General features: G+C 32.8%; 21 protein-coding genes and 1 pseudogene. 2 read left to right on the top strand and 20 right to left on the bottom strand.

Annotated features, from left to right (window positions below):
• Positions 1 to 99 precede the first annotated feature (99 nt).
• Together holA and HMPREF2764_RS03375 are read right to left on the bottom strand one after the other, a co-directional pair.
• A complete protein-coding gene (gene holA, locus HMPREF2764_RS03380; RefSeq protein WP_070527155.1) occupies positions 100 to 1,137 on the bottom strand; it encodes a DNA polymerase III subunit delta in 1,038 nt (345 codons plus the stop codon).
• A 32-nt stretch (positions 1,138 to 1,169) separates the two neighbouring features.
• On the bottom strand, positions 1,170 to 2,105 hold the full coding sequence (locus tag HMPREF2764_RS03375; RefSeq protein WP_070527152.1) for a dihydroorotate oxidase: 936 nt from the start codon (positions 2,103 to 2,105) through the stop codon (positions 1,170 to 1,172).
• Between the two features lie 229 nt (positions 2,106 to 2,334).
• On the opposite strand from HMPREF2764_RS03375, the gene gdhA reads away from it, so the two are divergent.
• Positions 2,335 to 3,681 carry an NADP-specific glutamate dehydrogenase gene (gene gdhA, locus HMPREF2764_RS03370; RefSeq protein WP_070527149.1) on the top strand — a complete coding sequence of 449 codons (1,347 nt, stop codon included), beginning with the start codon at positions 2,335 to 2,337 and terminating at the stop codon, positions 3,679 to 3,681.
• A 94-nt stretch (positions 3,682 to 3,775) separates the two neighbouring features.
• Here gdhA and HMPREF2764_RS03365 read toward each other — a convergent pair whose 3' ends face one another.
• The 18 genes and pseudogenes from HMPREF2764_RS03365 to HMPREF2764_RS10265 form a co-directional block, all read right to left on the bottom strand.
• Positions 3,776 to 4,420: a TetR/AcrR family transcriptional regulator gene (locus HMPREF2764_RS03365; protein ID WP_070527145.1), complete on the bottom strand. Its 645-nt coding sequence runs from the start codon at positions 4,418 to 4,420 to the stop codon at positions 3,776 to 3,778.
• 16 nt (positions 4,421 to 4,436) lie between these two features.
• A complete protein-coding gene (locus HMPREF2764_RS03360) occupies positions 4,437 to 5,441 on the bottom strand; it encodes an NADP-dependent oxidoreductase (protein WP_070527142.1) in 1,005 nt (334 codons plus the stop codon).
• A gap of 214 nt (positions 5,442 to 5,655) precedes the next feature.
• Positions 5,656 to 6,024 carry an EXLDI protein gene (locus HMPREF2764_RS03355; protein WP_070527136.1) on the bottom strand — a complete coding sequence of 123 codons (369 nt, stop codon included), beginning with the start codon at positions 6,022 to 6,024 and terminating at the stop codon, positions 5,656 to 5,658.
• Between the two features lie 62 nt (positions 6,025 to 6,086).
• Positions 6,087 to 6,989 (bottom strand): annotated as a pseudogene (locus HMPREF2764_RS03350) (DUF2268 domain-containing protein).
• Positions 6,990 to 7,455: 466 nt separating this feature from the next.
• Positions 7,456 to 8,643 (bottom strand): tyrosine-type recombinase/integrase, encoded by a 1,188-nt coding sequence (locus tag HMPREF2764_RS03345; RefSeq protein WP_070496593.1) that lies wholly within the window; start codon positions 8,641 to 8,643, stop codon positions 7,456 to 7,458.
• Positions 8,615 to 8,884 (bottom strand): DUF3173 family protein, encoded by a 270-nt coding sequence (locus HMPREF2764_RS03340; protein ID WP_000450956.1) that lies wholly within the window; start codon positions 8,882 to 8,884, stop codon positions 8,615 to 8,617. Before HMPREF2764_RS03340 ends, HMPREF2764_RS03345 begins: the two co-directional genes overlap by 29 nt.
• 305 nt (positions 8,885 to 9,189) lie before the next feature.
• Entirely contained in the window at positions 9,190 to 9,411 is a 222-nt protein-coding gene (locus HMPREF2764_RS03335) for a helix-turn-helix domain-containing protein (RefSeq protein WP_048789078.1), read from the bottom strand.
• Positions 9,412 to 11,809: 2,398 nt separating this feature from the next.
• Positions 11,810 to 12,502 (bottom strand): ATP-binding cassette domain-containing protein, encoded by a 693-nt coding sequence (locus HMPREF2764_RS03325; protein WP_070496589.1) that lies wholly within the window; start codon positions 12,500 to 12,502, stop codon positions 11,810 to 11,812.
• Positions 12,503 to 13,294: 792 nt separating this feature from the next.
• Positions 13,295 to 14,143, bottom strand: coding sequence for a peptidase M16 family protein (locus tag HMPREF2764_RS03315; RefSeq protein WP_070496585.1), 849 nt, complete (start codon positions 14,141 to 14,143; stop codon positions 13,295 to 13,297).
• 14 nt (positions 14,144 to 14,157) lie between these two features.
• Positions 14,158 to 15,078 carry a hypothetical protein gene (locus tag HMPREF2764_RS03310; protein ID WP_070496583.1) on the bottom strand — a complete coding sequence of 307 codons (921 nt, stop codon included), beginning with the start codon at positions 15,076 to 15,078 and terminating at the stop codon, positions 14,158 to 14,160.
• Positions 15,071 to 16,426, bottom strand: a complete 1,356-nt coding sequence (locus HMPREF2764_RS03305; protein ID WP_070496579.1) for a radical SAM protein — start codon at positions 16,424 to 16,426, stop codon at positions 15,071 to 15,073. The genes HMPREF2764_RS03310 and HMPREF2764_RS03305 overlap by 8 nt, the downstream gene beginning before the upstream one ends.
• Positions 16,427 to 16,497: 71 nt before the next feature.
• The gene (locus tag HMPREF2764_RS03300; RefSeq protein ID WP_023026921.1) at positions 16,498 to 16,668 is read right to left on the bottom strand and encodes a subtilosin A family bacteriocin; all 171 of its coding nucleotides are present in this window, start codon (positions 16,666 to 16,668) and stop codon (positions 16,498 to 16,500) included.
• Between the two features lie 97 nt (positions 16,669 to 16,765).
• Positions 16,766 to 17,623 (bottom strand): helix-turn-helix domain-containing protein, encoded by an 858-nt coding sequence (locus HMPREF2764_RS03295; protein ID WP_070496578.1) that lies wholly within the window; start codon positions 17,621 to 17,623, stop codon positions 16,766 to 16,768.
• A gap of 478 nt (positions 17,624 to 18,101) precedes the next feature.
• On the bottom strand, positions 18,102 to 18,380 hold the full coding sequence (locus HMPREF2764_RS03290; protein ID WP_070496577.1) for a competence protein ComA: 279 nt from the start codon (positions 18,378 to 18,380) through the stop codon (positions 18,102 to 18,104).
• A gap of 68 nt (positions 18,381 to 18,448) precedes the next feature.
• The gene (locus HMPREF2764_RS03285) at positions 18,449 to 19,105 is read right to left on the bottom strand and encodes an ATP-binding cassette domain-containing protein (protein ID WP_033685029.1); all 657 of its coding nucleotides are present in this window, start codon (positions 19,103 to 19,105) and stop codon (positions 18,449 to 18,451) included.
• 4 nt (positions 19,106 to 19,109) lie between these two features.
• On the bottom strand, positions 19,110 to 21,311 hold the full coding sequence (locus HMPREF2764_RS03280) for an FtsX-like permease family protein (protein WP_070527129.1): 2,202 nt from the start codon (positions 21,309 to 21,311) through the stop codon (positions 19,110 to 19,112).
• A 6-nt stretch (positions 21,312 to 21,317) separates the two neighbouring features.
• Complete coding sequence (locus tag HMPREF2764_RS03275; RefSeq protein ID WP_070496574.1) at positions 21,318 to 21,611, bottom strand: hypothetical protein; 294 nt, start codon at positions 21,609 to 21,611, stop codon at positions 21,318 to 21,320.
• 164 nt (positions 21,612 to 21,775) lie between these two features.
• Positions 21,776 to 21,946 carry a PhrA family quorum-sensing system peptide gene (locus HMPREF2764_RS10265; protein WP_061390890.1) on the bottom strand — a complete coding sequence of 57 codons (171 nt, stop codon included), beginning with the start codon at positions 21,944 to 21,946 and terminating at the stop codon, positions 21,776 to 21,778.
• A gap of 194 nt (positions 21,947 to 22,140) precedes the next feature.
• Here HMPREF2764_RS10265 and HMPREF2764_RS03265 point away from each other — a divergent pair, with 194 nt between their 5' ends.
• Positions 22,141 to 23,004: a helix-turn-helix domain-containing protein gene (locus tag HMPREF2764_RS03265; RefSeq protein WP_070496573.1), complete on the top strand. Its 864-nt coding sequence runs from the start codon at positions 22,141 to 22,143 to the stop codon at positions 23,002 to 23,004.
• The last annotated feature ends 68 nt before the right edge of the window (positions 23,005 to 23,072 follow it).

Raw genomic sequence — 23,072 nt, 5'->3', positions numbered from 1 at the left:
CTAGTTTGCTCTTTGATTTTCATTGAGTATAAAACAAGCAAATCAGCAAGAAACCCACGACAAGATAATCTTGACGCAGGTTGTAGTTTCAAAAAAATGTCAATTGACCTGACTAGCAATCTGTAAAAGTGCCTTTTCAAAAAGGAAACCTTTTTCATAAAGACCTGTCTTAATCTGATAGTCTGTCTCAATCAAATAGGAAATAGCTTGCTTCAAAAAGCTCAATGAAAGTCCTCGTGAATCTCTCAGCGCAAACTTGATTTGATAGGGATTGGGATTGCGTCCGAGAAAACTTCCTAGACTACTTGCAATCTGAGATTCTGTTTGGCCAGATTCCGCCAAAATCTTCACCTGAGTAAAAGTCCTAAATTGTCCTAGCATGACTGCAATCAGTTTAATTTCATCTTCACCTTGCAAGGTCAAATCTCTAACCAAGTCACGCGCCTGGTCCATCTTTTTAGTCAGAATAAACTGAGTTAAATCAAAAATATTGTCCTGCAAGGTCTTGGGAATTGCGTTAACAATATCCTCTTCCTCGATAACAGAGTCTTCCTTATAGGACTGTAAAAAAAGGAGATTTTTCTGAATTTCGCTAAATTGAAAACCTGACTTGACGAGAAGATTTTCAAAAGAATGATTGGCAAACTGCAGACCTTGTTTCTGGCTCCACTTTTGGAAATACTGGCGCAATTCTTGTTCTTTGGCTTCTACTGCATCAAAAACCTTGGCATCACGCTTAAGTAATTTAACCAACCGTCTTTTGCTATCCAGCTTTCCTTCTGCAAAGATTAACAACTTGGTTGTTGGTGAAGGATTATCAAGGTATTCCTCAAATGACTTGAGCTCATCATCTGTTAAAAAGCGCTTTTTAGCAGTCGTGATATCGACAAAATGATCCAATATCACGATTTTCTCATCCGCAAAGAAAGGAAGGCTGACTAACTCCAGTTCCACATCCTTGTAAACTACTTCTTTCATATCAAAGTAGGCAAAGTTGAGGTCAGCAGAATCATAACCAATCTGTTTCAACACTTGACTCTTCATCACTTCAAACTGACCCTGGTCTGTCCCTGTAAAAAGGCTCAGGCTAGGTAAATTTGATAAAGTCAACTTCTGGCTTTCTTCAATAGCTAGCATCTTCTCTCCTTTCTTCTGATTTTTTAATGAATTTAATCAATATAGCGCAATTTCCCACGGAAATCTTCTAGGCTCTCGTACCCTTTTTCCGCCATGATTTCTTTCAGTTCATTAGTAATGCGGTCAAAAGCACCAACTCCCTCTTTGTGAAGGGTGGTTCCTACTTGCACCATACTCGCACCGCAGAGGATGTGTTCAAAGGCATCACGACCTGTCAAGACGCCACCCGTTCCGATGATTTGGATTTGCGGATTGAGACGTTGGTAAAAGGCGTGCACATTGGCTAGAGCAGTCGGTTTGATATACTCTCCACCAATCCCTCCAAAACCATTCTTAGGCCGAATCACGACAGATTCGTCTTCTATATAGAGGCCGTTTCCGATAGAGTTAACGCAGTTGACAAACTTGAGCGGATATTTATTGAAAATAGCTGCCGCTTGGTCAAAGTGAACAATGTCAAAATAAGGTGGTAATTTAATCCCAAGAGGTTTGGTAAAGTAGGCAAATACTTCTGCCAAAATTCGGTCAGTTGTCTCAAAATCATAGGCAATCTGAGGTTTACCTGGAACATTTGGACAGGAAAGATTTAGCTCAGTCAGACCACGAAACTCACTCTCTTGGACTTTTTTCAAGATAGTATGGGTTTCCTCTGGAGACATTCCAACTAAGGATAGAAAGAAGGTACGATTCGGTTCCTTTTCTTGTAATTCCAGAAGATAGTTTAGGTAATAATCTAAGCCATTATTTGGCAAGCCCATAGAGTTGATGGAACCAAGTGGAACATCTTGATAGCGTGGCTCAGGATTTCCCTGACGGAAGTCCAAGGTCGCTGTCTTGGTCACAAAAGTTCCTGCCGCTGAGTTTTTAACCCCTTCTAGCTCCTCTATCGTCATACAAGCCACACCTGCTGCATTCATCAAACAATTGTCAAACTCAAAACCAGCAATTTGCGTTTTCGTTGATACCATGATTCTGATCCTCCAGATTCCTTTTATTGCTAATATTATACCATATTTTCAGATTTTCTCTTTAAGAAAGGCATTTATAAGAAAAACGTTCGTTTTTTATCTACTTTCAAAAAATCCCAAAAACTAAATTGAAAGAATTTTTAGAAAATTTTTGTTTTTTCTCTTTACACTTAAAAAAAATTCTGCTATAATGACTCACATAATTAAATTAGAATTTAAGGAGAACGATATGACATCTGCTAAAGAATATATCCAAAGCGTGTTTGAAACTGTGAAAGCTCGTAACGGGCACGAGGCTGAATTCCTCCAAGCTGTCGAAGAATTTTTCAACACTTTAGAACCTGTATTTGAAAAACACCCTGAGTATATCGAAGAAAATATCTTGGCACGTATTACTGAACCAGAGCGCGTGATTTCTTTCCGTGTTCCTTGGGTTGACCGTGATGGAAAAGTTCAAGTAAACCGCGGCTACCGTGTTCAATTCAACTCAGCTGTTGGACCATACAAAGGCGGACTTCGTTTCCACCCAACTGTAAACCAAGGGATTTTGAAATTCCTCGGATTTGAACAAATCTTTAAAAACGTCTTGACTGGACTTCCTATCGGTGGAGGTAAAGGTGGATCAGACTTCGATCCTAAAGGTAAAACAGATGCTGAAGTGATGCGCTTCTGCCAAAGCTTCATGACTGAATTGCAAAAATACATCGGCCCATCACTTGACGTACCTGCTGGTGATATCGGTGTTGGTGGACGTGAGATTGGTTACCTTTACGGACAGTACAAACGCCTTAATCAATTTGATGCTGGTGTCTTGACTGGTAAGCCTCTTGGATTTGGTGGTAGCTTGATTCGTCCAGAAGCAACTGGTTATGGTTTGGTTTACTACACTGAAGAAATGCTTAAAGCTAACGGTAATAGCTTTGCTGGTAAGAAAGTGGTTATTTCAGGTTCTGGTAACGTAGCCCAATACGCTCTTCAAAAAGCAACTGAACTTGGTGCAACTGTTATCTCTGTATCTGATTCAAATGGTTATGTCATCGATGAAAATGGTATCGACTTCGATCTTTTGGTTGACGTTAAAGAAAAACGACGCGCTCGTTTGACTGAGTATGCTGCTGAAAAAGCATCTGCTACTTATCATGAAGGTTCTGTATGGACTTACACTGGAAACTATGATATCGCTCTTCCATGTGCGACTCAAAACGAAATCAACGGTGAAGCAGCTAAACGTTTGGTTGCTCAAGGCGTGATCTGTGTATCTGAAGGTGCCAACATGCCAAGCGACCTTGATGCCATCAAAGTCTACAAAGAAAATGGTATCTTCTACGGACCTGCAAAAGCTGCCAACGCTGGTGGTGTAGCCGTTTCAGCCCTTGAAATGAGCCAAAATAGCCTTCGCCTCTCATGGACTCGTGAAGAAGTTGATGGACGTCTCAAAGACATCATGACAAACATCTTCAACACAGCTAAAACAACTTCAGAAACATACGGTCTTGATAAAGACTACCTTGCAGGAGCTAACATTGCTGCCTTTGAAAATGTAGCAAACGCTATGATTGCACAAGGTATTGTTTAAGACTCATTTGCTTAATCCTCAATCGCTACGATTGGGGATTTTTATGTTGGCTTCAAAAAAACTCACCATTAACAGTGAGTTTTAACATCAGAATTTATTTTACTTTCATTAAGGCAGATGACAAACATTCAACAATTTCATCAACTGATTCATCTATGTTTATAGTTCCTTCATCATTCAACATCATTGGAATAAGATAAGAAAAACTCAATGCTAATATGTAACGAACAATTCTTTCATTTGACCAATTTAGAATAAGTTCTTTTTCTTTAAATTGATTTAAAACAGGGCTAATTGGTTCTATTATAGATTGAACAATAATATTTCCTAACTGGATAGAAAGATTTTTATCAATAAAAGAACGCCCCAAGAGAATTTTAACATGCATTTGATTCTCCTGAATGAAAAAGAGCCTATCTCTAACAATACTTTTTAAAAAGAAGGGAAAAGTTTCTTGATCTACTGTGAATTTCTTTTCTGAGAAATCCGCAATCACTTCTGGAATAACCTGTTCTAGAAAAGTAGATAAAATGGCTTCTAAAATACCTTCCTTTGTTTTAAAGTAACTAAAAACCGTTCCTTCTGACACTCCAGCGCGTTCGGCAATAAGGCTGGACGTTGTATTTTCAAATCCAATTTCTGAGAATAATTTTAAGCTTGATAATAATACTCGACGTTGTTTTAAGCTCAAGTTGCTAGCTTCTAACGTCTTAGCATACTTTTGTTCTAAACTTTCCATCGCTAGCACCTCTCTTCTACTCTCTTACTTTTACGACTTTTTTGCCTCGACTGTGTCCCATTTTCAGACTACGATAGGATTCTCTAACTGACTTTAGAGAAAAATCATAAACCTGGTCAATATTCAGCCGAACCTTCCCATCTGAGACCATTTCCGCTAGAGTGTTAAAATCATCATATGTAGAATGTCTCGGACCCGTGAACTGAGCTCCTCTTATCATAACATATGGTGAAGGTACTAGCGTTCCAATAGCCGTGCCCTTCAATCCCAAACTGAAAGCCAATTTAACATAATCACTTCCATAGCAATCCAAGAATTTTGTAATTGGCTTTGCACTTGCTGATAGAAGAGCATTCTGGATGTTTCCTTCGTAAGCTACTGGTATGGCACCTAAGGACTTTAGATAATCTGAATTTTTCTTACTCGCAATTCCAATAACTGTCGCACCTTTAGCAACTGCATACTGTACTGCGATACTTCCAATACCACCTGCTGCTGCTGAAATAACTACAACATCTTTAGAGTTTAGCTCAATCTTTCTAAAAGCACCTCCCACTGTTAGAGAGGCTACACCCATAGTAGCTGCATGGTTCATATCAATCATCTCTGGTTTCAACACAATTTCTGATTCATTGACACAAACTTCTGTTGCCAAAGCTCCCCTCTTGGTCCCCAATCCAGGGTCACTGATCATTGTTCCAAAAACCTTATCCCCTACTGCAAACCGATTTACTCCTTCACCAACTTCTGTGATAACTCCAGCAAAATCCCGACCAACACCTCTTGGAAAAAGAGATGATTTTGACTCAAACCAACGACTTGGCTTCCTGAGTTTTGTCATAAAAGATAGAAATCGGAGTGGCTTTGCACCTTCAAAAGTCTTATAATCAATAGGATTTAAACCAACTGCATGAACTTCTACCCTCACTTGATTCAGTTTCAAAGAATCAGATTTAATGTTCACCAAATCTAGCACTTCTTCATCACCGAAACGACTATATTGTATTGCTTGAACAACCATTTTATGAACTCCTTTACACATCTACAAAATTGAGTGAGTACTCAATCATTTTTTCTTGATTATACACTTATTCTTCATAGATTTCAACTATACTGTTTCTACAATTTCTAACTAAGTTAGCTGTTCATGATAAAAATAGATCTATTTTCTCTTATGAAAGATTATCAAACTATAACTCAAAGAAATCCGACTGCTTATAAAAGCAGCCGGATTTTTATATATCTAATTTTTCAAAAAATTTGCCTGTTGACTGCTTTTCTTTTAACTTCTCCAGCAGCTCATTTTCCAGAAAAGGACTTAGTTCGTCAAAATCTTGACAAACCTTAAAAACCGTCTCTCTATCCATCTGACCATAAGCTAATTCATAATAGTCCTTATGATGATACCAGTTCTGGTCATAGTTGATATCTGTCCGTTGATAGTAAACGATGTTTTGCTTCGGAGTCAGGTAAAGCTTCTGTGTTAGAATGTTTTTCTGATCTTTGGATAGTTTGCTGCGACTGAAAATCTTGACACCTTGAAAAATCTTGCGCTCATGGATACCTTGATTTGTAACTTTTAATTCAACTTTTTTATAGTGCATATAGTCACCTCCAGAAATTACCTACATTATATCAAACTCTGGCAGATTTGCAAGCAAAAGTGTCATTTCCAAAAGTCTTTCGTCGCCTCTAAAATCTCTTCTGTAGGCGTCACTGTAGCCTCAATAATGCTCTTACCTGTCCTTTTCAGATAGGCTTGTATCAGATGATAGCCATAAGCATAGCCTGCAGCATAGGGCATACCAACCGGAATTTGACCCTGTATCTTCGCGATTTCATCACCGTATAGATAAGGAGCCATTTCCGCCATCCCCGTTAGCTGAAGCTGACTGGAGATGATAGGCTTAATCTCTTCTAACTGCTCGAAACTAGTTGAAGTCACCCAAGGACCAATGAAATCTTTGCCATAGAGCTCAGCAGCAAAAGACTCTGCCAATCCTTCACTGACTACCCAGTCTGCTAGTGTCGTCTGCTGGTTCCATTTGACAAATTGAAAGCGGACATTGTGATTGCACTCATGGGCTAACGCCGCCTGCACACGGGGTAAAGTATAGTCATTTGGTAGTAAACTAAGCATGAGGTAGCCTGGAATTCCTCCATCTCCGCTGTAACCCTTATTGAGCTGTAGCATAGGTTTTTCTGGATTGCCCAATAAAATAGTAAAATGGTAATCCTCAACATCTAAGTCATAGCCAGCCTGCTCAAAAAGCCCAATACTCCTTTTGATGGTATCCTGGCAGTCCTGCCAGAGTTGATCAGAGCTCAGAGAGTCGATAGCTGGTCTATCCTTTTCTGAGAGAGTTGAGGGTAACTGATTCATAAAGCCAAGTAGGAAAAGAGCATCAAATCCTCCAGGATACTTTGCTTTCAGAGGAATGTGTTGCGTTTGGTATTTCATTGCAAAAGGTGCTAATATTTTAGCTCAAAAGCAACCTTCTCTCTTTTCTAAAGGAAGCTCGAGCATCTCTTGGTAAACTTTATCTGAACGAATCATATTGATTTGCATAATAATCTCCTTTCTTATCTACTATTAGTATAATCCCTTACCTAAGGTCAGAGTCAAGAAGAAAATTGAAATATCTATTAAAATTTCATTGAAATTACCTCAAACCGTTCGAAAATTACCTTCAATAAAGTTCTTTAATACTGAGATTGTAATATCCGGAGTATCAATAAATTAAAAACTTACTTTTCTACTGTTCATAGGAATGATGATACCAGAAAAAAATAAATCCTGAAGGGTAAAAACTTGTATTATTTTTTATGGAAAGTCTATTATTCAAAACTTGTTTTTCTCCTAGATAAACTATATAATTAGTTTGCCCCATGAAAGATAAAAAGAAAAACCGCTACTCCTAAGAATAGCGGTTTTATATGTTTTTTAAGCTACTAATGTAGTTGCTCTATTATTTAAGAGTAACAATTTGCAAATCCTATTTTCTCCCAGTATTAGTGGGTTAATTCCTCAATTTTCAACTTTGGCAGGAATTTGGTAAGTAAATTGATAATCCAAGATTATCTAAACTGTTTGTAATCTCTTCTGAAATTGTTGAATCACCTGAATAATACCAATGACTATATGTATTCAACGTGGTTGACTTATCAGCGTGTCCTAATCGATATGAAACATATAAAGTATCCTTATGTAACACATTTATAAGATAAGATGCATGACTATGTCTTAATCCTTTCCCTGTAATTTCTGGTACACCAGTAATCTTAGCATGCCTTTTTATTATCCTAGAAATTGTAGACTTACACAAGGGGGCACCAAAACGTGATATTACATAATCTTTATCATCATTCTTGATTTGAACTTCTCGCCATTTTTTAAGTATTGTAATCGTAAAATCATCTAAATCAATTTTACGATTCCCTGCTACTGTCTTTGTTTGTTGTTTAGCATACCATACACCGTTTTTATCTTTCTCAATCGTCGAATGAACATGAATCCATTTACGTTCAAAATCAATATCTTCCCATTTAAGAGCAATACCCTCACTAACTCTTAAACCAGTCATAAAATATAACCAGATCGTCATGTAATTATGGAGTCCCTCATACTCACTAATATCAAAAGAGTTTATTACCTTCTTAAATTCATCAAATGTCCAAAATTTTGTATCAGGGTGCTTTCCTCTAGGATTATCTAATCCTTTAAAAGGAACTCTATCAATATAACCCAATCTTTCTGCATAGCCCAGACATGCTTTAAATCTAGACCACATATTTTTAGCATAGTTACTAGAATACTTGTCTATAATAGCTAAGCGAAATCTTTCACAGTCAATAGTACTAATATCTGATAATTTTTTACTACCAAATTGCTTAATAAATAACTGATGATGTGGTAAAGCGGTCTGATAAGTTACAAATTGAACTTTTTGTTGATAATATTTTAAATAAATCTCTTCCATAAACTCTCTAAAAGTTAGAAAACTATTATTAATAGTAGAGTTCACAAATTCATGTTTTAAACGAAGTATCTCTTCATATGCTTCCTTAAAAGAATTAAACGGTAGTCCCTGTTGATTTTTCCTTCCTTTCTTTTGAATTCTTTTCCCAGTTATTGGATCAACTCCTAATTCAATTTGAAAATAAATTTTTCCTTTTGAATCTTTGTATACACCTTTATATTTCTTTGTCTTTGATATAACCATTTTTCTCACCTTCTATATCTGAAAAAGAAATACCAATTAAATTTTCTACAATATTTTTAGGAGCAATGCCTAACCTTTTATTATCGAAAGGTGAACATCCTAATTGTACCGCATTCTTATCATTTTTTCTAGCTTCTTCAAACTTTTTTACAGCAATCTTTTTTGCTTGTCTAATAATATTTCTCGATGTGTGCTCTGGAAAACCAATCGCAACTAAATCTTTATAGTTTACTGTTTCCATGATTTTACTACTTCCTTTCTTAGATTTTTTCACCTCCATGGCATGACTGATGAAGTCATCATAAGAATTACACTTGCTGCTCTTTTACGGTGGCAGCCTGAACGGTCAGAAGTATCATTGTATATCATTTGTATCATGGCATATAAAGTATCGCTCTATTTTATTGATGGTTTTAAAATCGCTCTTATCATGGCGAGCCATTCAAATCTGCTCCACAAATGAGGAAAGTACCATTTTGGACTATTCAATTGTCAAAGAACAAATAAAAAATCTCCTCATTTTCACACTCTATGAAATTGAGGAGATTATTTTCTAAAGCGAATCTTATCAGGAAAATCTGTCAATCCCAATAGGTAGTCTGTACTGACATCGTAAAAGTTTGAGAGAGTTACCAATACATCTGCTGTTAACGTATGCTCACCCCGTTCAATTTTAGCATAAGCTGAGTTTGTAAACGAAAGTATTTCAGCTATTTGTTTTTGGGTCAAGTCGTGATCTTCCCTCAAATCTCTCAAACGTCTGTACATCTAGCTTTCTCCTGAGAAAAGTATAATATATAAAACTAAGAAATCATTCAAAGTGTCCAAATTGGACATTTTGAACTAAAATTAATTTATTAAACACTTCTCATAAGCATATCTATTAACCGACTGAGAGCAAAGATTTTATCAACTATTTAAAATTACTGACTTTCAAAAATTAGTCTTATTGTAAAATAAAGTGAAACACAAAAGACATGTTTATCTAATATATTATAGTCTCAAAAATATTACAAAATTATAGGAAAATGTTCACAAATCAATCATACCAGCACTTCTCTGAAGCTGAACAATACTAAATTTTAGTTTTATTTAAACAAAGGAAAAAACTGCTTATACTGCTCGTCGTTAGGATAGAAAACGTTCTATTTTTACTTGTAAAACTAATCGAGATTCTGTAATACCGGTGAAACAAATCAATGATAGAAGATCTACTGATAACAGTATTATGCAAATCCAATCTAGAATTTTCATTATCATTCTATAGAAGCTAGCTATTACTTGTAACTAAATAAGATTTAGCCTGACTTTCTGATAGAGTTCACAGAAGTGATGAAAGAAAAAACAAAGGGACATAGTATGAAAACTTTCTTCCACACTTATAAATTCCATCATTTTGATTCATTGGTTTCTTTAACCAAGATGCTTTATGACTATATGCATCAAGAAAAGTTTATTGAATGACCCAGTGTTGTACAACTTTTTAATAAATCTACCAAGACTATATCTCCTAAAAACAACTAGGTGATAAAAATTTATGATGGAGTAGAAGAAATTAATAATTGGATACGTTTCTGATATTGTGAAATGGATTCTGTTATTGCTTAAAATATGGTCAGTGAACCTTCTATTCTGATCTCAGTATAGTGACAAACTTGCTATGCTATCTCAAGGAAACTCTTAGATAAGAAGGTAGAATATGTCAATCAAGATGTGTCATAACGCAAGAAACTGCTTGTAATCAAATCATTACTACTGATAATGAAATCGAGTTTTCTTTACTCAATTAAATAAGAGGTATTAAAAATTTAATTTGCCCGTGCCTATTCATCCTATGGTCATACATTCGATGAGAACTTCATCACTCCTTTACGTGACTTCGTTTCAAAAGCAAATTCACTCAAAGAATTGAAATAAGATTTTATAGCGGATAGTACAAAAATATTTAACGAAAGCCTAGAATAATTCATGGATATAAGTGCTCGAAAAAGCTGCTTGAGTTGACTCAAACAGCTTGAAAGGATTAAATACTATGTTACACTTTATTCTACAAATGGGCTTTAGAATTTCTTTAACATTAGTAGAATAAAGAAAAATAGATAAGTCATCATAGGAACAATATATTTGCGAGGATGTTTCCATAGTTCCTTCTTTATGTTCCATTTCTTAATATACCAATACTTTTCTAAAAATAGGTATAACGCACTCTCAAATAAAGTAAATATCCCTACCCATACTAAAAATATTATACTGTGTGAACTAGTAATATAGACAATTGCAATTAGAAAATTTATAAAAAGATAATAGTATAATAAACACCTTAGATACATATTGTAAAAAATATAAGATTTAGGTAGTGATCGCAAATGTATTCTTAATTGTGGCTCGCTAGAAATTAAACTAGTAAGAGGTGTATTAGTAGATGCTACAGTGAATAGTAATGGGATTTTTAAGTTTTCAGGTAGTTTTTGAAAATATAATATTAAAATAAATAATACTGAGGCGACAGTATTAAAATAAAAATATCTCTCTTTTACCAAATTTGAAACAAAATAATTTTTAAACTTTAAAAAATGATTTGTATTTGAAAAATCATCTAAATACAAAAAATTATCATCTCTTAAAATAAAAATCAACTCAATAGCAATCATGAACAAAAGCAAATAAATTGATTTCAATAAGAGAAACAATGACAGTGAAATAAAAAAATAAAGTAATGATAAAAGATTAGTCACTTTATTATTTAAAGCTCCAAAACACCTAACTAATCTAAAGCTACTCATAATAACAAAGAGGGAAGACAATATAGGTAGTATCAAATTTATTAATTTTGCTTCACTAAAAAGAATGATTAACAATGACAATCTTTCGATTAGATTAGATGCAAACGCCACAAATATAAATTGGATATAAAACTTTGTGTTAGAAATAGGAAGTTGATAATATGCCTGGATTCTTTCTGATTTGAAATAAGATAAAAGTAGTTGCCAAGTACTTACTAAGGTAATTAGTGTTGCTGAAAATAGAAGATAGTTCACATTGTTATGAGAAGGTATTAAATGTCGTATGAGTAAGACTAGTATTAAAGAGAATCCCAAAAAATAAAATCTTTTCCGTGAAAACAAATCTCTACATATGGATATCCATAACATTACAGATTTCCTCCTTATTTCCTGATGGACTCTAACCATTCAGACACATTTCCTTGGAATAAGTTTATATGAGCATTTTCTAGAATATAAAGATAATCACAAACTCGTACGACACTCTCTGCAAAATGAGTACTTAACAGAACGGTACCATATTGCTTATACTCCAGTAACATCTTATATAAAAATTCCGTGGACTCGAAATCTAAACCGTCAAACGGTTCATCTAAAATCAATAAAGGTCTTCTAAGATATAATCCTACTATCAAGAAAACTTTCTTTTTATTACCAGTTGAAAGGTCTCTGATCTCTTTTTTGCAATACTCTTCAAATTTAAATCCGTTAACTAAAAATTCCAATCTTTTTCTTTCTATCGAACAATTATAAAGTTGACAGACCATTTCCAAATATTGCAAAAAAGTCCAGTTTAAAAAGCTTTCACTTTCTGTAAATACTGTAAACTTATTTTGTCGATAAAATTCTGAACTCAGCTGGACTTCTTTATCGAAAAACTTAAAATATTCCAGAGTAAAAACATTATTGTTAAATACACTACTTAAAGTTTTAATAAACGTTGTTTTCCCAGCACCGTTCTTTCCAATCAAACCATAGATTTTGTTTTGATTTAAAATTAAATCTATGTTATCTAATATTTTACTATTCTTAAAATATGCAAAATTCAACTTTTTTAGTTCTAATAGAGTTGTCAAATTATCTCACTCCTTTATACAGATATACTCCACCCACTATCATAAAAGCAACTGCATATAGATATTCTTTCATGAAAACAAACATAAATGCACCTACAAAAAAGCAAATAGCAATTGCGATTCTAAGTTTTTTGTTCATTGTTTAATTTCCTTTCTAAGATTATTGGTACAAGGTAGCTAAAAAGTAATAAACATGTGCAAACTATAGAAAATATATTTTTGTCAAACACAATATAATAAACTAATACCATTGGAAATATTATTGCTGAGAAATAATTAGTATTGAACTTTGTTAATCTACTAGAGATAAATGAAATAATTGCCAAAAAAACAAATGTTATCAAGTCTAATACACTAACACCCATAAGAATGAAAGTCAATATAATTAAAACATATTTATATTTAATAACCAGTAACTTATATTTTATAATTAGATAAGAAAAAGAAAATATAAGTATTAAAAAATTTAAGAAGTAATTTTTATAATATAAATTGATGATTGATGACGAAAAAGAAAAAGTGTTAAAATACATTATCAATGTGTACATCAGAATATTAGCATTTATCAGATAAATTAGATACTCAATTTGTTTATAGTTAGTTAAAGCAGATCTTGTAGATAAGATAGATAGTAGTACCTTTATATATTTCTGTTCACATAGAATTAATAACCCTCCTAACACTATAAAATCTCCGATTGTTATTTTAAATTCTAAATTGCAGTAACTATTAACTATATTTCTTAATGCCAATAGAACTAGGTTGATTAGAAATAGAATTATTGCTTTTTTTTCATTTTTCTAAAACCTCCCAATTAAATTCTCTCCAAAAGTCTAATATATCAAAATTAAAACCAAAAAGATCAAATAAATAAGTTGTCTGTTCTATAAATAATTGAGTATTAGTAAGTAGTAGCTGGTATCGCATTAAGACATTATCTTTATTTTTTAGCATAAAATCAAAGACTTCGTAATCATCAAATGTGATCTCATAATTTCCTTTTGCCTCGTTGACATTAAAACAAAAATTGTCATTCGTTATTTTAAACACTTTTAAAATGGTTAACAACACTTTATAATCATAAAAATCTATGAGTTGAATAGTATTAGAATCCTTCCAAATTATCGAATATTTGTTTATATTAATAGTGGGATTTTTCATATATTTGCCGTTGTTTTTTGAGGAAAAATGAAAACGAATTTTTTTATAATTCATCTGATGCATCATATTTTTTAAAACTGTTAAATCAAAGGCTTCAATAGTTCTAAGACTTCCTAAAACAATATCAACGTCTGGTGTACTATCCGAATATAATTTTCTTTCTTCGTAAATAGTCTTTTTTTCGATCAAGAAGTCCTGTTCATTAAAATTTAAATCAAATATTAACTTATTGGTATTAACTGTTGATTCTGTATATACCAAAATAAATGTAATTCGATTCTTATTCGTTAAAGCGTTAAAAATATTCATTTTACTTTCATAATCATCAAACCACGACTTATTAGCTCTAACCCATAGATGTTCTAAAAGGTGTAAATACCCTTCCCTAATTGAACCATTAAAATTAAAAATTATTCTCTCAATAGTAACTTCTCCTAAATCTGAAACTGGTTTAATAAAAAACGTACAATCTTTCTCCATTAACTTCCTCCTTATTATGCTTTTAAACACACTATTCTCCTGCTATTAAAAATTTTCACAATATCTTCGAATTTTATTTTATCGATTATTTCTAACAAAGTTGATACATTTGCATCAATTTTTAATAGCTGAAAAGGTAATAAGTAATGGTCTATTTGATATAAAGTTGTTGAAAATATTATTTCTTTTTTCAATCGACATTTAGCAAGTTCGAACTCGCCCTCAGTTAACTGAACATTGGTATACATGGTATCTAATCTAGAAATTTTATCTTTTGAATAACTTGTTATTAGTCCGATATAAACAACGTTCAAATCTTCATGAAACTTTGATACAGTTGTGTAACAAAGTCCTTGATTTCTAATCTCTGTTAAAACGCTATTTTGTGATTTAAAAATTTCTTCTAATAACTTAGCTGACAGCATATCTCCTAATTCTTTTATCTCTATATTATCACATAGGAAACCGACATACGTTAATTCTCCTTCTTTAATTATAATATTTTCTGTAGTTTCTAATTTAACTCTAGAATATTTTTTGACACTATAATTTTCCCATTTTAAAAAATTTTTTAAAAAGTATCCTAAGGATTCTTTTGTAGGAATAGAAGCATTTGCAGTTACTCCGCAGCAAGATATTGTACAATTAATGTTATCATCTTTTACCACCTTGTAAAGTTCAATTTCTTTATTATATAAAAAATTTAACATATCATAAATTTTATCTTCAGAAATACGATACATTGATTTTATATAAATAATTTCTGTCATTCTCCCATTACAACCGAGAGCAAAAATTGAAATTATTATTCCGTTTTCGATTCCAAATTTTATTAAATCATCCTTAAGTAACTTATGAATTTCTCTTAGTTTTTGTTTAATAAATAAATTAGGAATAGGTCTATAATATTTATAAGAAAAAAGATAATTACTCAATAACCTTCCCTCCCTTATATTGTTCCATAAACTTCTCTAATTTATTATAAGTTATCCAAGAACAATATTGTTCTGGTGCTTTATCTACATTACTTTCCAGTCCTTTCATGTAGCATCCAAAACAATTACTGTAATTTGGACAAGATTTAGAACAACCGTTTTCATCACTAGGGGGATAGATATTGCTAATTTTTTGATAAACATCATCAGAAAAAATTTCCTCCATACTACCATCGTTTATATTTTTGAAAATCTTATTCTTAGGAAAGATAGGACAAGGTCTTAAATTACCATCTGCACCAATTAAAATAGTATTTGTTCCAGCACCACAATTAGAAGAAGATTTTAGATAATCCTCCGATTCGATAATTGGAATTAATGCTCTATACTTAAATACCGTCTCACTCAAATAACGTGAGTACTCTTTTGAAAATTTCGTACTACTATTTTTATTGAAGTCCGTACCTCTGCCAAAATTTTCTACAAAATTATAAACAAAAAGTTCCGCTCCTAACTCAATTGCAAGCTCAGCAAGTTTATCAACCTCCCACATATTTTCATCAAAAATAGAAGAAGCTACTCGTACATGTATTCCGGCTTCTGTCAGACGCCTAATATTTTTACAAGTACTCCTAAATGAGCCTCGCATACCTCTAAACTTATCATGTAATTCCTCTCTAACACTGTCTAAAGAAATACTCATAACTAATTTATCTTTGTTTTTCTCTAATAACGACAAGCTACTTTTCTTGAGTATTGTTCCGTTTGTTAATAAGGCTACTCTACTAAACTCATTAAATGCCAATTCTAGTATTTTTTCTGCATCCTTATTCATAAATACTTCTCCACCAGTGATTTCAATACTCAAAACGTTACTCGCTTTTAGTTTTTTCACAAGAGACTTGAAACCCTCGTAATCAATTGCAGTTGTTTTGTTACAGGATGCATTTAAATAGCAATGAGCACAATATAAATTACATTTTTCAGTAATCTCAACTGTTACATGTAAAGGAGAAATAAGTCTTGAATTTCCATAAATATATAGAGGCAAATTTGCAATCTCTGGGCTCTCTTTGATTGCAATGGCTCCTTTTTTCATCATTTCATTCAAAAATGTCTCAATCCAACTTCGATCATCTTCTACTAAGTTGTAAGTATCAATAAAGTTTTCTATAAATTCCTCCATATTTTGCTTGCCGTTGATAGCTTCTAGAAGTAATTTTCCTGTTTTATTAACTGTAAAATAGTCAAATTGTTTCCGTTTGTTCGCATCGATTTTCTCGACGATTACATTATAGTCCCCTTTTGTTTGATATATTGTAACTTGATTATCCAACACTAAATACATTTTTATCCTCTTTCAATCAAAAAATAAGCAGTAGGTCATTATATATTAGATATTTAATTTATAATTAGCAATTATCCAAATGCAGTAAATACAGCAGATACTCCTGCAATTTCAAAGTCAGGAATTGGACCGTCAGCTAAACAAACAGCACCAATCGCGCAAACACTACATCCTTTGTTATTTACAACAGTTGCTTTTTCAATTTTTACAGACGGGTTGTCAATCTTATTGTTCTTAATCATGATTAATCCTCCTTGATTATAAAAACTATTAGACCTACTGCCTAATTTTATTATATCACTAGCAGTTGGTCTAATAGTTTTTATCCCTAATTTGCAATTAGTTACTATTAAGTACTCTCTCAATATATTTTTCCCATCTATCTACTAAATTCATGCTTTCCAAGGTTTTCAGAAAGCCAATACACTTTCTCATCTCTAAAATATTACTCAATTCATTTGTCATCTTAAAATTGTAACAACTATCTATGAGGTGAAAAACTAATCTTTCATATAATTCTGTTTCATCAAAAAATAACTGGACTAATTGTTCTCTATAATAAGATGCATCAACTATATTATTTCTTTCTACGCTGAGGCTAAAAGCATTAAATAACATACTAGTAATTAATCTTCTATGGGTCGGTAAATATTTATAAAAATCAGTTCTCCTCACCATTTCCTTCGTTAATATCATAATACTTGATTGGCAAAAAATTTCCATTGTGGAGGAAAATAGCTCTAATTCATATTCACCCCAGATATCTATGCTGAATAAATAGTCTGATATAAAATCAATTTCTTCAGAAGTCACAATATTATCTTTCTCAATTTCTTGGAGCTTTAACTTAATCAAAATTATTGTTAATTTCTTACTTAGTTTCTCCTTTTCCTTTTCTGTACAATTAATGAGGAGTCTTCTCAAGGCTGGGCTGTTGTTCTTATAAAAATAATTATTTATCTTATCAATTACCTCGAAATTACTCATCTTATGAAAACCACGCCCTAAATACATAAACTCTTCTAAAGATACATCCAGTGTCTTTAAAACTGAAAGTAATTTACTAAGAGTAATATCTGTATATCCATTTTCAAATCGAGATAACTGAGAGGTAGAAATCTCATCATTAGCAACATTGTAAAGAGAGAGGCCCTTAGCTTCTCGAATTTTTTTTAAGATTTGTCCTAAATTTTTCATTGGTTACTCTCCTTGTTGCAGATTAGGGATGATTTCATATATAAGTAAGCCAATTAGTTTTCAAATATTCTAGATTTTAGTAAAACTAAAATAGTATTTCTATTGTTAGAATACAATAAAATCGTTTAAGATGCTCTGAAAAATATGCTTTAGGTGACAACAATTATTAAAATATAACAGTTATTATTTATTAATCGATAAGAATCTTGCCTATTTCCTACTAGTGGACCTGATATACCTTTATATGATAAATATCTGCAAGTTACCAATCTGAACGCTGAGAAATAATCCGAAACAATATAATCAAAATAATTCTTCAAATCCAGTTTTTCAAGACTTATTTCTATACTGAAACAACATCTTTCCAGAACTTCAATAATATCTTTTTGTGTTAAATCATTATTTAACTAAATCTTTGGAGGTAATACGTTTTCAAAGCTACTTTTTACCATAGATTTTGATCCTTCAACACATATTACTAAGCCAAAAATGCTCTAAATTTTTGAAATTCTAACAAATCCCACTCAATTTCATAATCATCTTTGACTTTCACAATATCTTCCTCAAAATAACATGGAATAAATATAGTTTTCTTTTGAAATGGGTTCAAAATAACCATATCTAATAATTTATTACTAGCAATGATATACAGACAAATGACATCATCAATATGATTTTCAACCAGTACATGTGTTTTTAACTCCAAACGATTAGACACACTTGGCTGTTTTATAATATCGTATGTAAATTTTTTCATGTTTGAACTCTCCACCTTCGATATTCCATAATCTAAAGCAACCGTATCAAGTGCTAATAATGGTTGAGTTAATTTACAAGAACCGACTCCAGTGAAATGATCCTATCACATTGCCGTGCTTGCTCCATGTTATGCGTAACAACCAAAATTGTTTTACCAAATTGATCTCTCAAAGTTCGAATCAAATCGAATGCTTTTTGAGACATTTCAGGATCTAACGATCCGGTTGGTTCATCTGCTAGGACAATATCTCCGGGCTTTAAAATAGCTCTCACAATCGCAATTCTCTGCTGTTCACCTCCTGATAATTCATTGATTTTACTATTTAACCGATTTTGTAGACCAACAAATTCTAGCGTTTCCTTGATTCTCTGCTCCTTCTCCTGTCTAGAGAAATTCGAAAAAGTCATGGCAAGCATCAGGTTATCTTTCACACTAGATGTAGAAATGAGTGCATTGGATTGAAAAAGATAGTTGATGACATTCCTTCGGTAATGAACTGCTGATTGCGAATTTACCTTAGGCAAAACTTTTCCGTTGATTAGGATTTTACCACTGTCAACAGTATCCAATAGTCCAATCATATTCAGGATAGTCGATTTTCCAGAACCAGAAGGTCCTACTAAAGCTACAAATTCATTTTCCTCAATATCGAAGCTTAAGTCTTTGAAAATTTCTCTTGAACCAAATTGTTTTGATACATTTTGTACTGAAATTCTAGACATGAGATTACTCCTTAAATAATTGTATGATACTCTCTCCTTCTTTACGGAACAAGCTGAAGTAAAGAAGCATTATCTGAAAAGCAAATGTAGCTAGTGTCATGACTATTCCCAACTTAGAACCCACTAAGATAGAAACGATTAATTCCACCACAGAAAAACTAATAATGAGAGAAAGCACACCAATATATCTTTTCCATGGTGAGAATCCCATAAAGTATTGAACATACAATTTTTCTTCAAATAACAAGCGGTACATTAAGACAAAACTCCAGAAAATAGCCATCATCGTAATTATGATAATCGCTATGATCGTGCCGAAAAGATAAAATGTATAACTCAGATCTTTTTGAAGACCATTGATAAAGTTCTTGACAGTTGTAAAACTCAACCGATTATCCGTTAAATCTGGAAATTCTGTTTCTAAAACGGACACTACCTGTTCCATCGTTTCCCTATCACGAATCTTCAAAAGACCATTATAGCCACTGACAACTAAGTTTGCCGACTCCATGAAATATAAATTCTCTGGTGTTGAGACAAAAATAACTGGATTCTCACTAGTTGTACCATAAGAAATGGAATCTGACCAAGTAAATATTGGTCGAGACGGTTGATAAACCTTGAACATAAATTTCTGATTTTCTGTGAAATTAGTTTGTAAATCTCCCGGTTTTACAGTGACACTTTCCTGTAAATACGCCTTCATCACCTCAAGTTCTTCTGTATTGAGCGTGTTAGGTAGAAGATAAAGTCGAGTACCATTCCTCATCTCTAGCAACTCTTCATCACTTAGGGGAATACCTAGGTCTTGCAGGTAATTATAGGAGAATTTCAAATACCAAAATGGTTTTTTAGGGACATGCTGGTATGTCCCATAGACTGCATCAAGGGACTCCTGATTAAGAAATTGTCCTTGGGCAATATAGACACCTGGAAGCTCAGATATACGCTGGTAAAAGTTATACATACTACGCTCAAGGGAATTTGTAGTTCCTGCATATGTACCTACATCATCTCCCTCAACAAATCTGGATATAACGTACATATCTTCAACATTCTTCCACTCCCTAGATACTTTCATATTATCAATAAACTGATTCATTGGAGCATCTAAAGAGTAACTGACTGCGATTAACAAACCAGCTACCAAGGTATAGAATAACAAGCAGGTTACCATTAAAGGCTTCATTGGTAATCGTTTATGAATTGCGGCTAATGGAGAAACCGAATAAACAATAATCGTTGGAATAATGAATATAAATAGTAGCAACAAGACTGAGAGGCTGACTCCAGCAAAAACTAGAATAAACGATGATAAACCAAAACTAGACCAGCCTGACAACAACCAACTACATAAAGAGATAATTGGAATAGTGTAGATTGAAAATAGTAGAGAATTTTTGAAAAAAGCAGACCATAATTCTTTTCTATCCCATCCTAAAAGAATCAATGTTCCGAAATGTTTAAAGGATTGAAGAACACAGATTAAGAATAGGATCAGTAAAATGAAGGCATTTACTAAGATGCTGATAGCAAGTATTATTCCCCAAATTCCCTGATCAGTACTACTTCCAAAACTTTCTTTTGTCAAATCCTCAACAGAAATACCTGACACCTTTGAAAGATGCAGCAAAAAGTTATCTCTTGAGACAGCATCGTGGAGACCATTGATATGGTATATCCCATTAATCGTATTAGTGTTTTGGAAAGTATAATCTAATCGTTCAATGACTACAGGTGTGCTAAATAATAAATCTGGAAGCTCGTAAAGCATATTATTTGAGCCTTTGTCAAGTCCAATAGTCATACTATTATCACTATGAGATAATAAATTTGCAAATTGTTGTTGTGAGACAACTATTTTACCCGTACTTTCAAAATCTGAAAAACCAGCAGAGCTACCAAGGATGTCTATATAAATCCTATTTGGACCTTCTCCTGTATCACTACTTTCAGAACGTTTTGTCCATATGGACAAGTCACTCTGTTCTAAAAAATAATTAAATACATCTTGTGATTGCTCTTCTGTTAACTTCTGAAGATAAACTGTTACGGTCCCGGAATGATGATTATAACTCTGCCATGACTGTTGATACTGTAAACCTGCTAAAAAAATTGCCACCAGAGCAAGTAAGATACTCTGGATGGCAATCAAAAACAGGATTAAGTATTTCATTTTACCTAATAACATGTTTTTGTATGTCATAGGCACTTACCTACAATTCCAGTAACATTCAGCTGTACCAGTTCCGATGAATCTAGAAGCACGTGCTTCTACTCCAGGGGATCGCCAGCCTGAGAATGCCCCGTTAGCAGATGCTGAGTGTTCGTAAACACCAGACTGAACATTTGAATAGCTCCAAAGACCAGCAGTGCGACCATAATTCCAATAAACTGCAGTACCTTTATACCAAACTGTTGCAGCTGAAACAATCGAACCACCTGCACCAGCTAAAGTCAGTGCAAGTAAAGATGTTGTAATTATTTTTTTAATGCTTTTCTTCATCGTAAAGCCCTCATTTCTTTCACTTAAAATCTAACTATAACAATGACTGCATTTAGAAGTATCAACAAATCACACCCTGGTACATTGGAATCCCTTCTTTCTAATTAAAAATTAGATAAAACAGAAATACTATATAGTTAATAGTATTTTCATCATTTAATCAACTAATCAGCCTTCCCAACATCAAGACCATTGGACTTCTTTTGTGATTGCACTCGAATCTCCAATTGTTTATTCTTCTGAATAAACTGTTGGTAAGGAATTGTATTACTAAACATAAAAACACCTAGTAATGCAAATGTAACTAATTTTTTAATCCCACATTTTTTTCTCATGCAATGAAACCCCTTTCTGTTTCCTTGTTTTTATTCTAACATATATATATTACTTAGTCAATTATTTTTATTACATTTTGAACTTTTTTTTATTTTATTGCCATAAAGAATTATTCATTCCTTTAACTTGCTATTTTGAACTAAAAATTTTATAATGAAATTAAGCACACAAATAGGAAGGTTTATTATCTTTAATGAATACACTCGCAGAGAAATTCAGATTGAAAAGAAAAGAGTTGAGACTCTCCCAACAAACTCTTGCAGAAGGAATTTGTGAACAAAGCCAGATTAGTAAAATTGAGAGAGGGCATTTCATTCCCTCCGCAGATCTTTTGTTCAAACTCTCACAACGACTTGAAGTACCATTAGATTATTTTTTTAATGAACAAATTGAAATTAAATCTAACCTCTCTAATTTCAAGCAATTATCTGCTCGATTATTAGATGACAGAAATTATGACAATTTGGAATATATTTATAGAATAGAGATTGAACGAAGTACTTTTCTAACACTAGAAGACCGAACTTACCTTGAATGGATTAAAGCTATTATTGACTTCTATCAATATGACAGTAAGTGTGAGGCTATTTCTTCATTGGAAAATATATTATTAAAAGTCTCCTCAAATACTCTGATTTATTTAAAGGCATTGAATACTCTATCTAATTTCTATTCCTTAGTGGGTCGTGAACAAGAATATGAGGCAAACTACTCTCATTTAATGGAGTTATATCAGACAAAAGATTTTGAGCATCAAGAGTATTTATTTGGCTACATCAGAGTTCGTTACAACTACGCTCACTACCTAGTGTCAAAGGAAAAATATAACGAAGCTATCCAAGAAGCTCTTGAGACGATTGAACTCTGTAAACAAAGACAGACAAGCTACCAACTGGCTCCTCTACTTATTCTTGTAGGAAATGCTGGAGCCAAATTTCTAGACAAAGAACAAGTCAAAAATTATTATATAGAAGCAAAAGAGTTATGTAAGATTTATAACAATCCTTTAATGTTGATGAAGATAGAAAATTATTTGAAAGAATTAGATACTGTTTAGTTAATCTTGACATTATAGTTTTTTCTGAAACGTTAAATAACCTGTAAGGCTGATAGTGAAATTAATAC

The organism is Streptococcus sp. HMSC073F11 (genome assembly GCF_001810785.1).
Lineage (GTDB): Bacteria > Bacillota > Bacilli > Lactobacillales > Streptococcaceae > Streptococcus.
The sequence above is the reverse complement of the archived record's forward strand: the minus strand, read 5'-3'. Positions and strand labels throughout refer to the sequence as shown.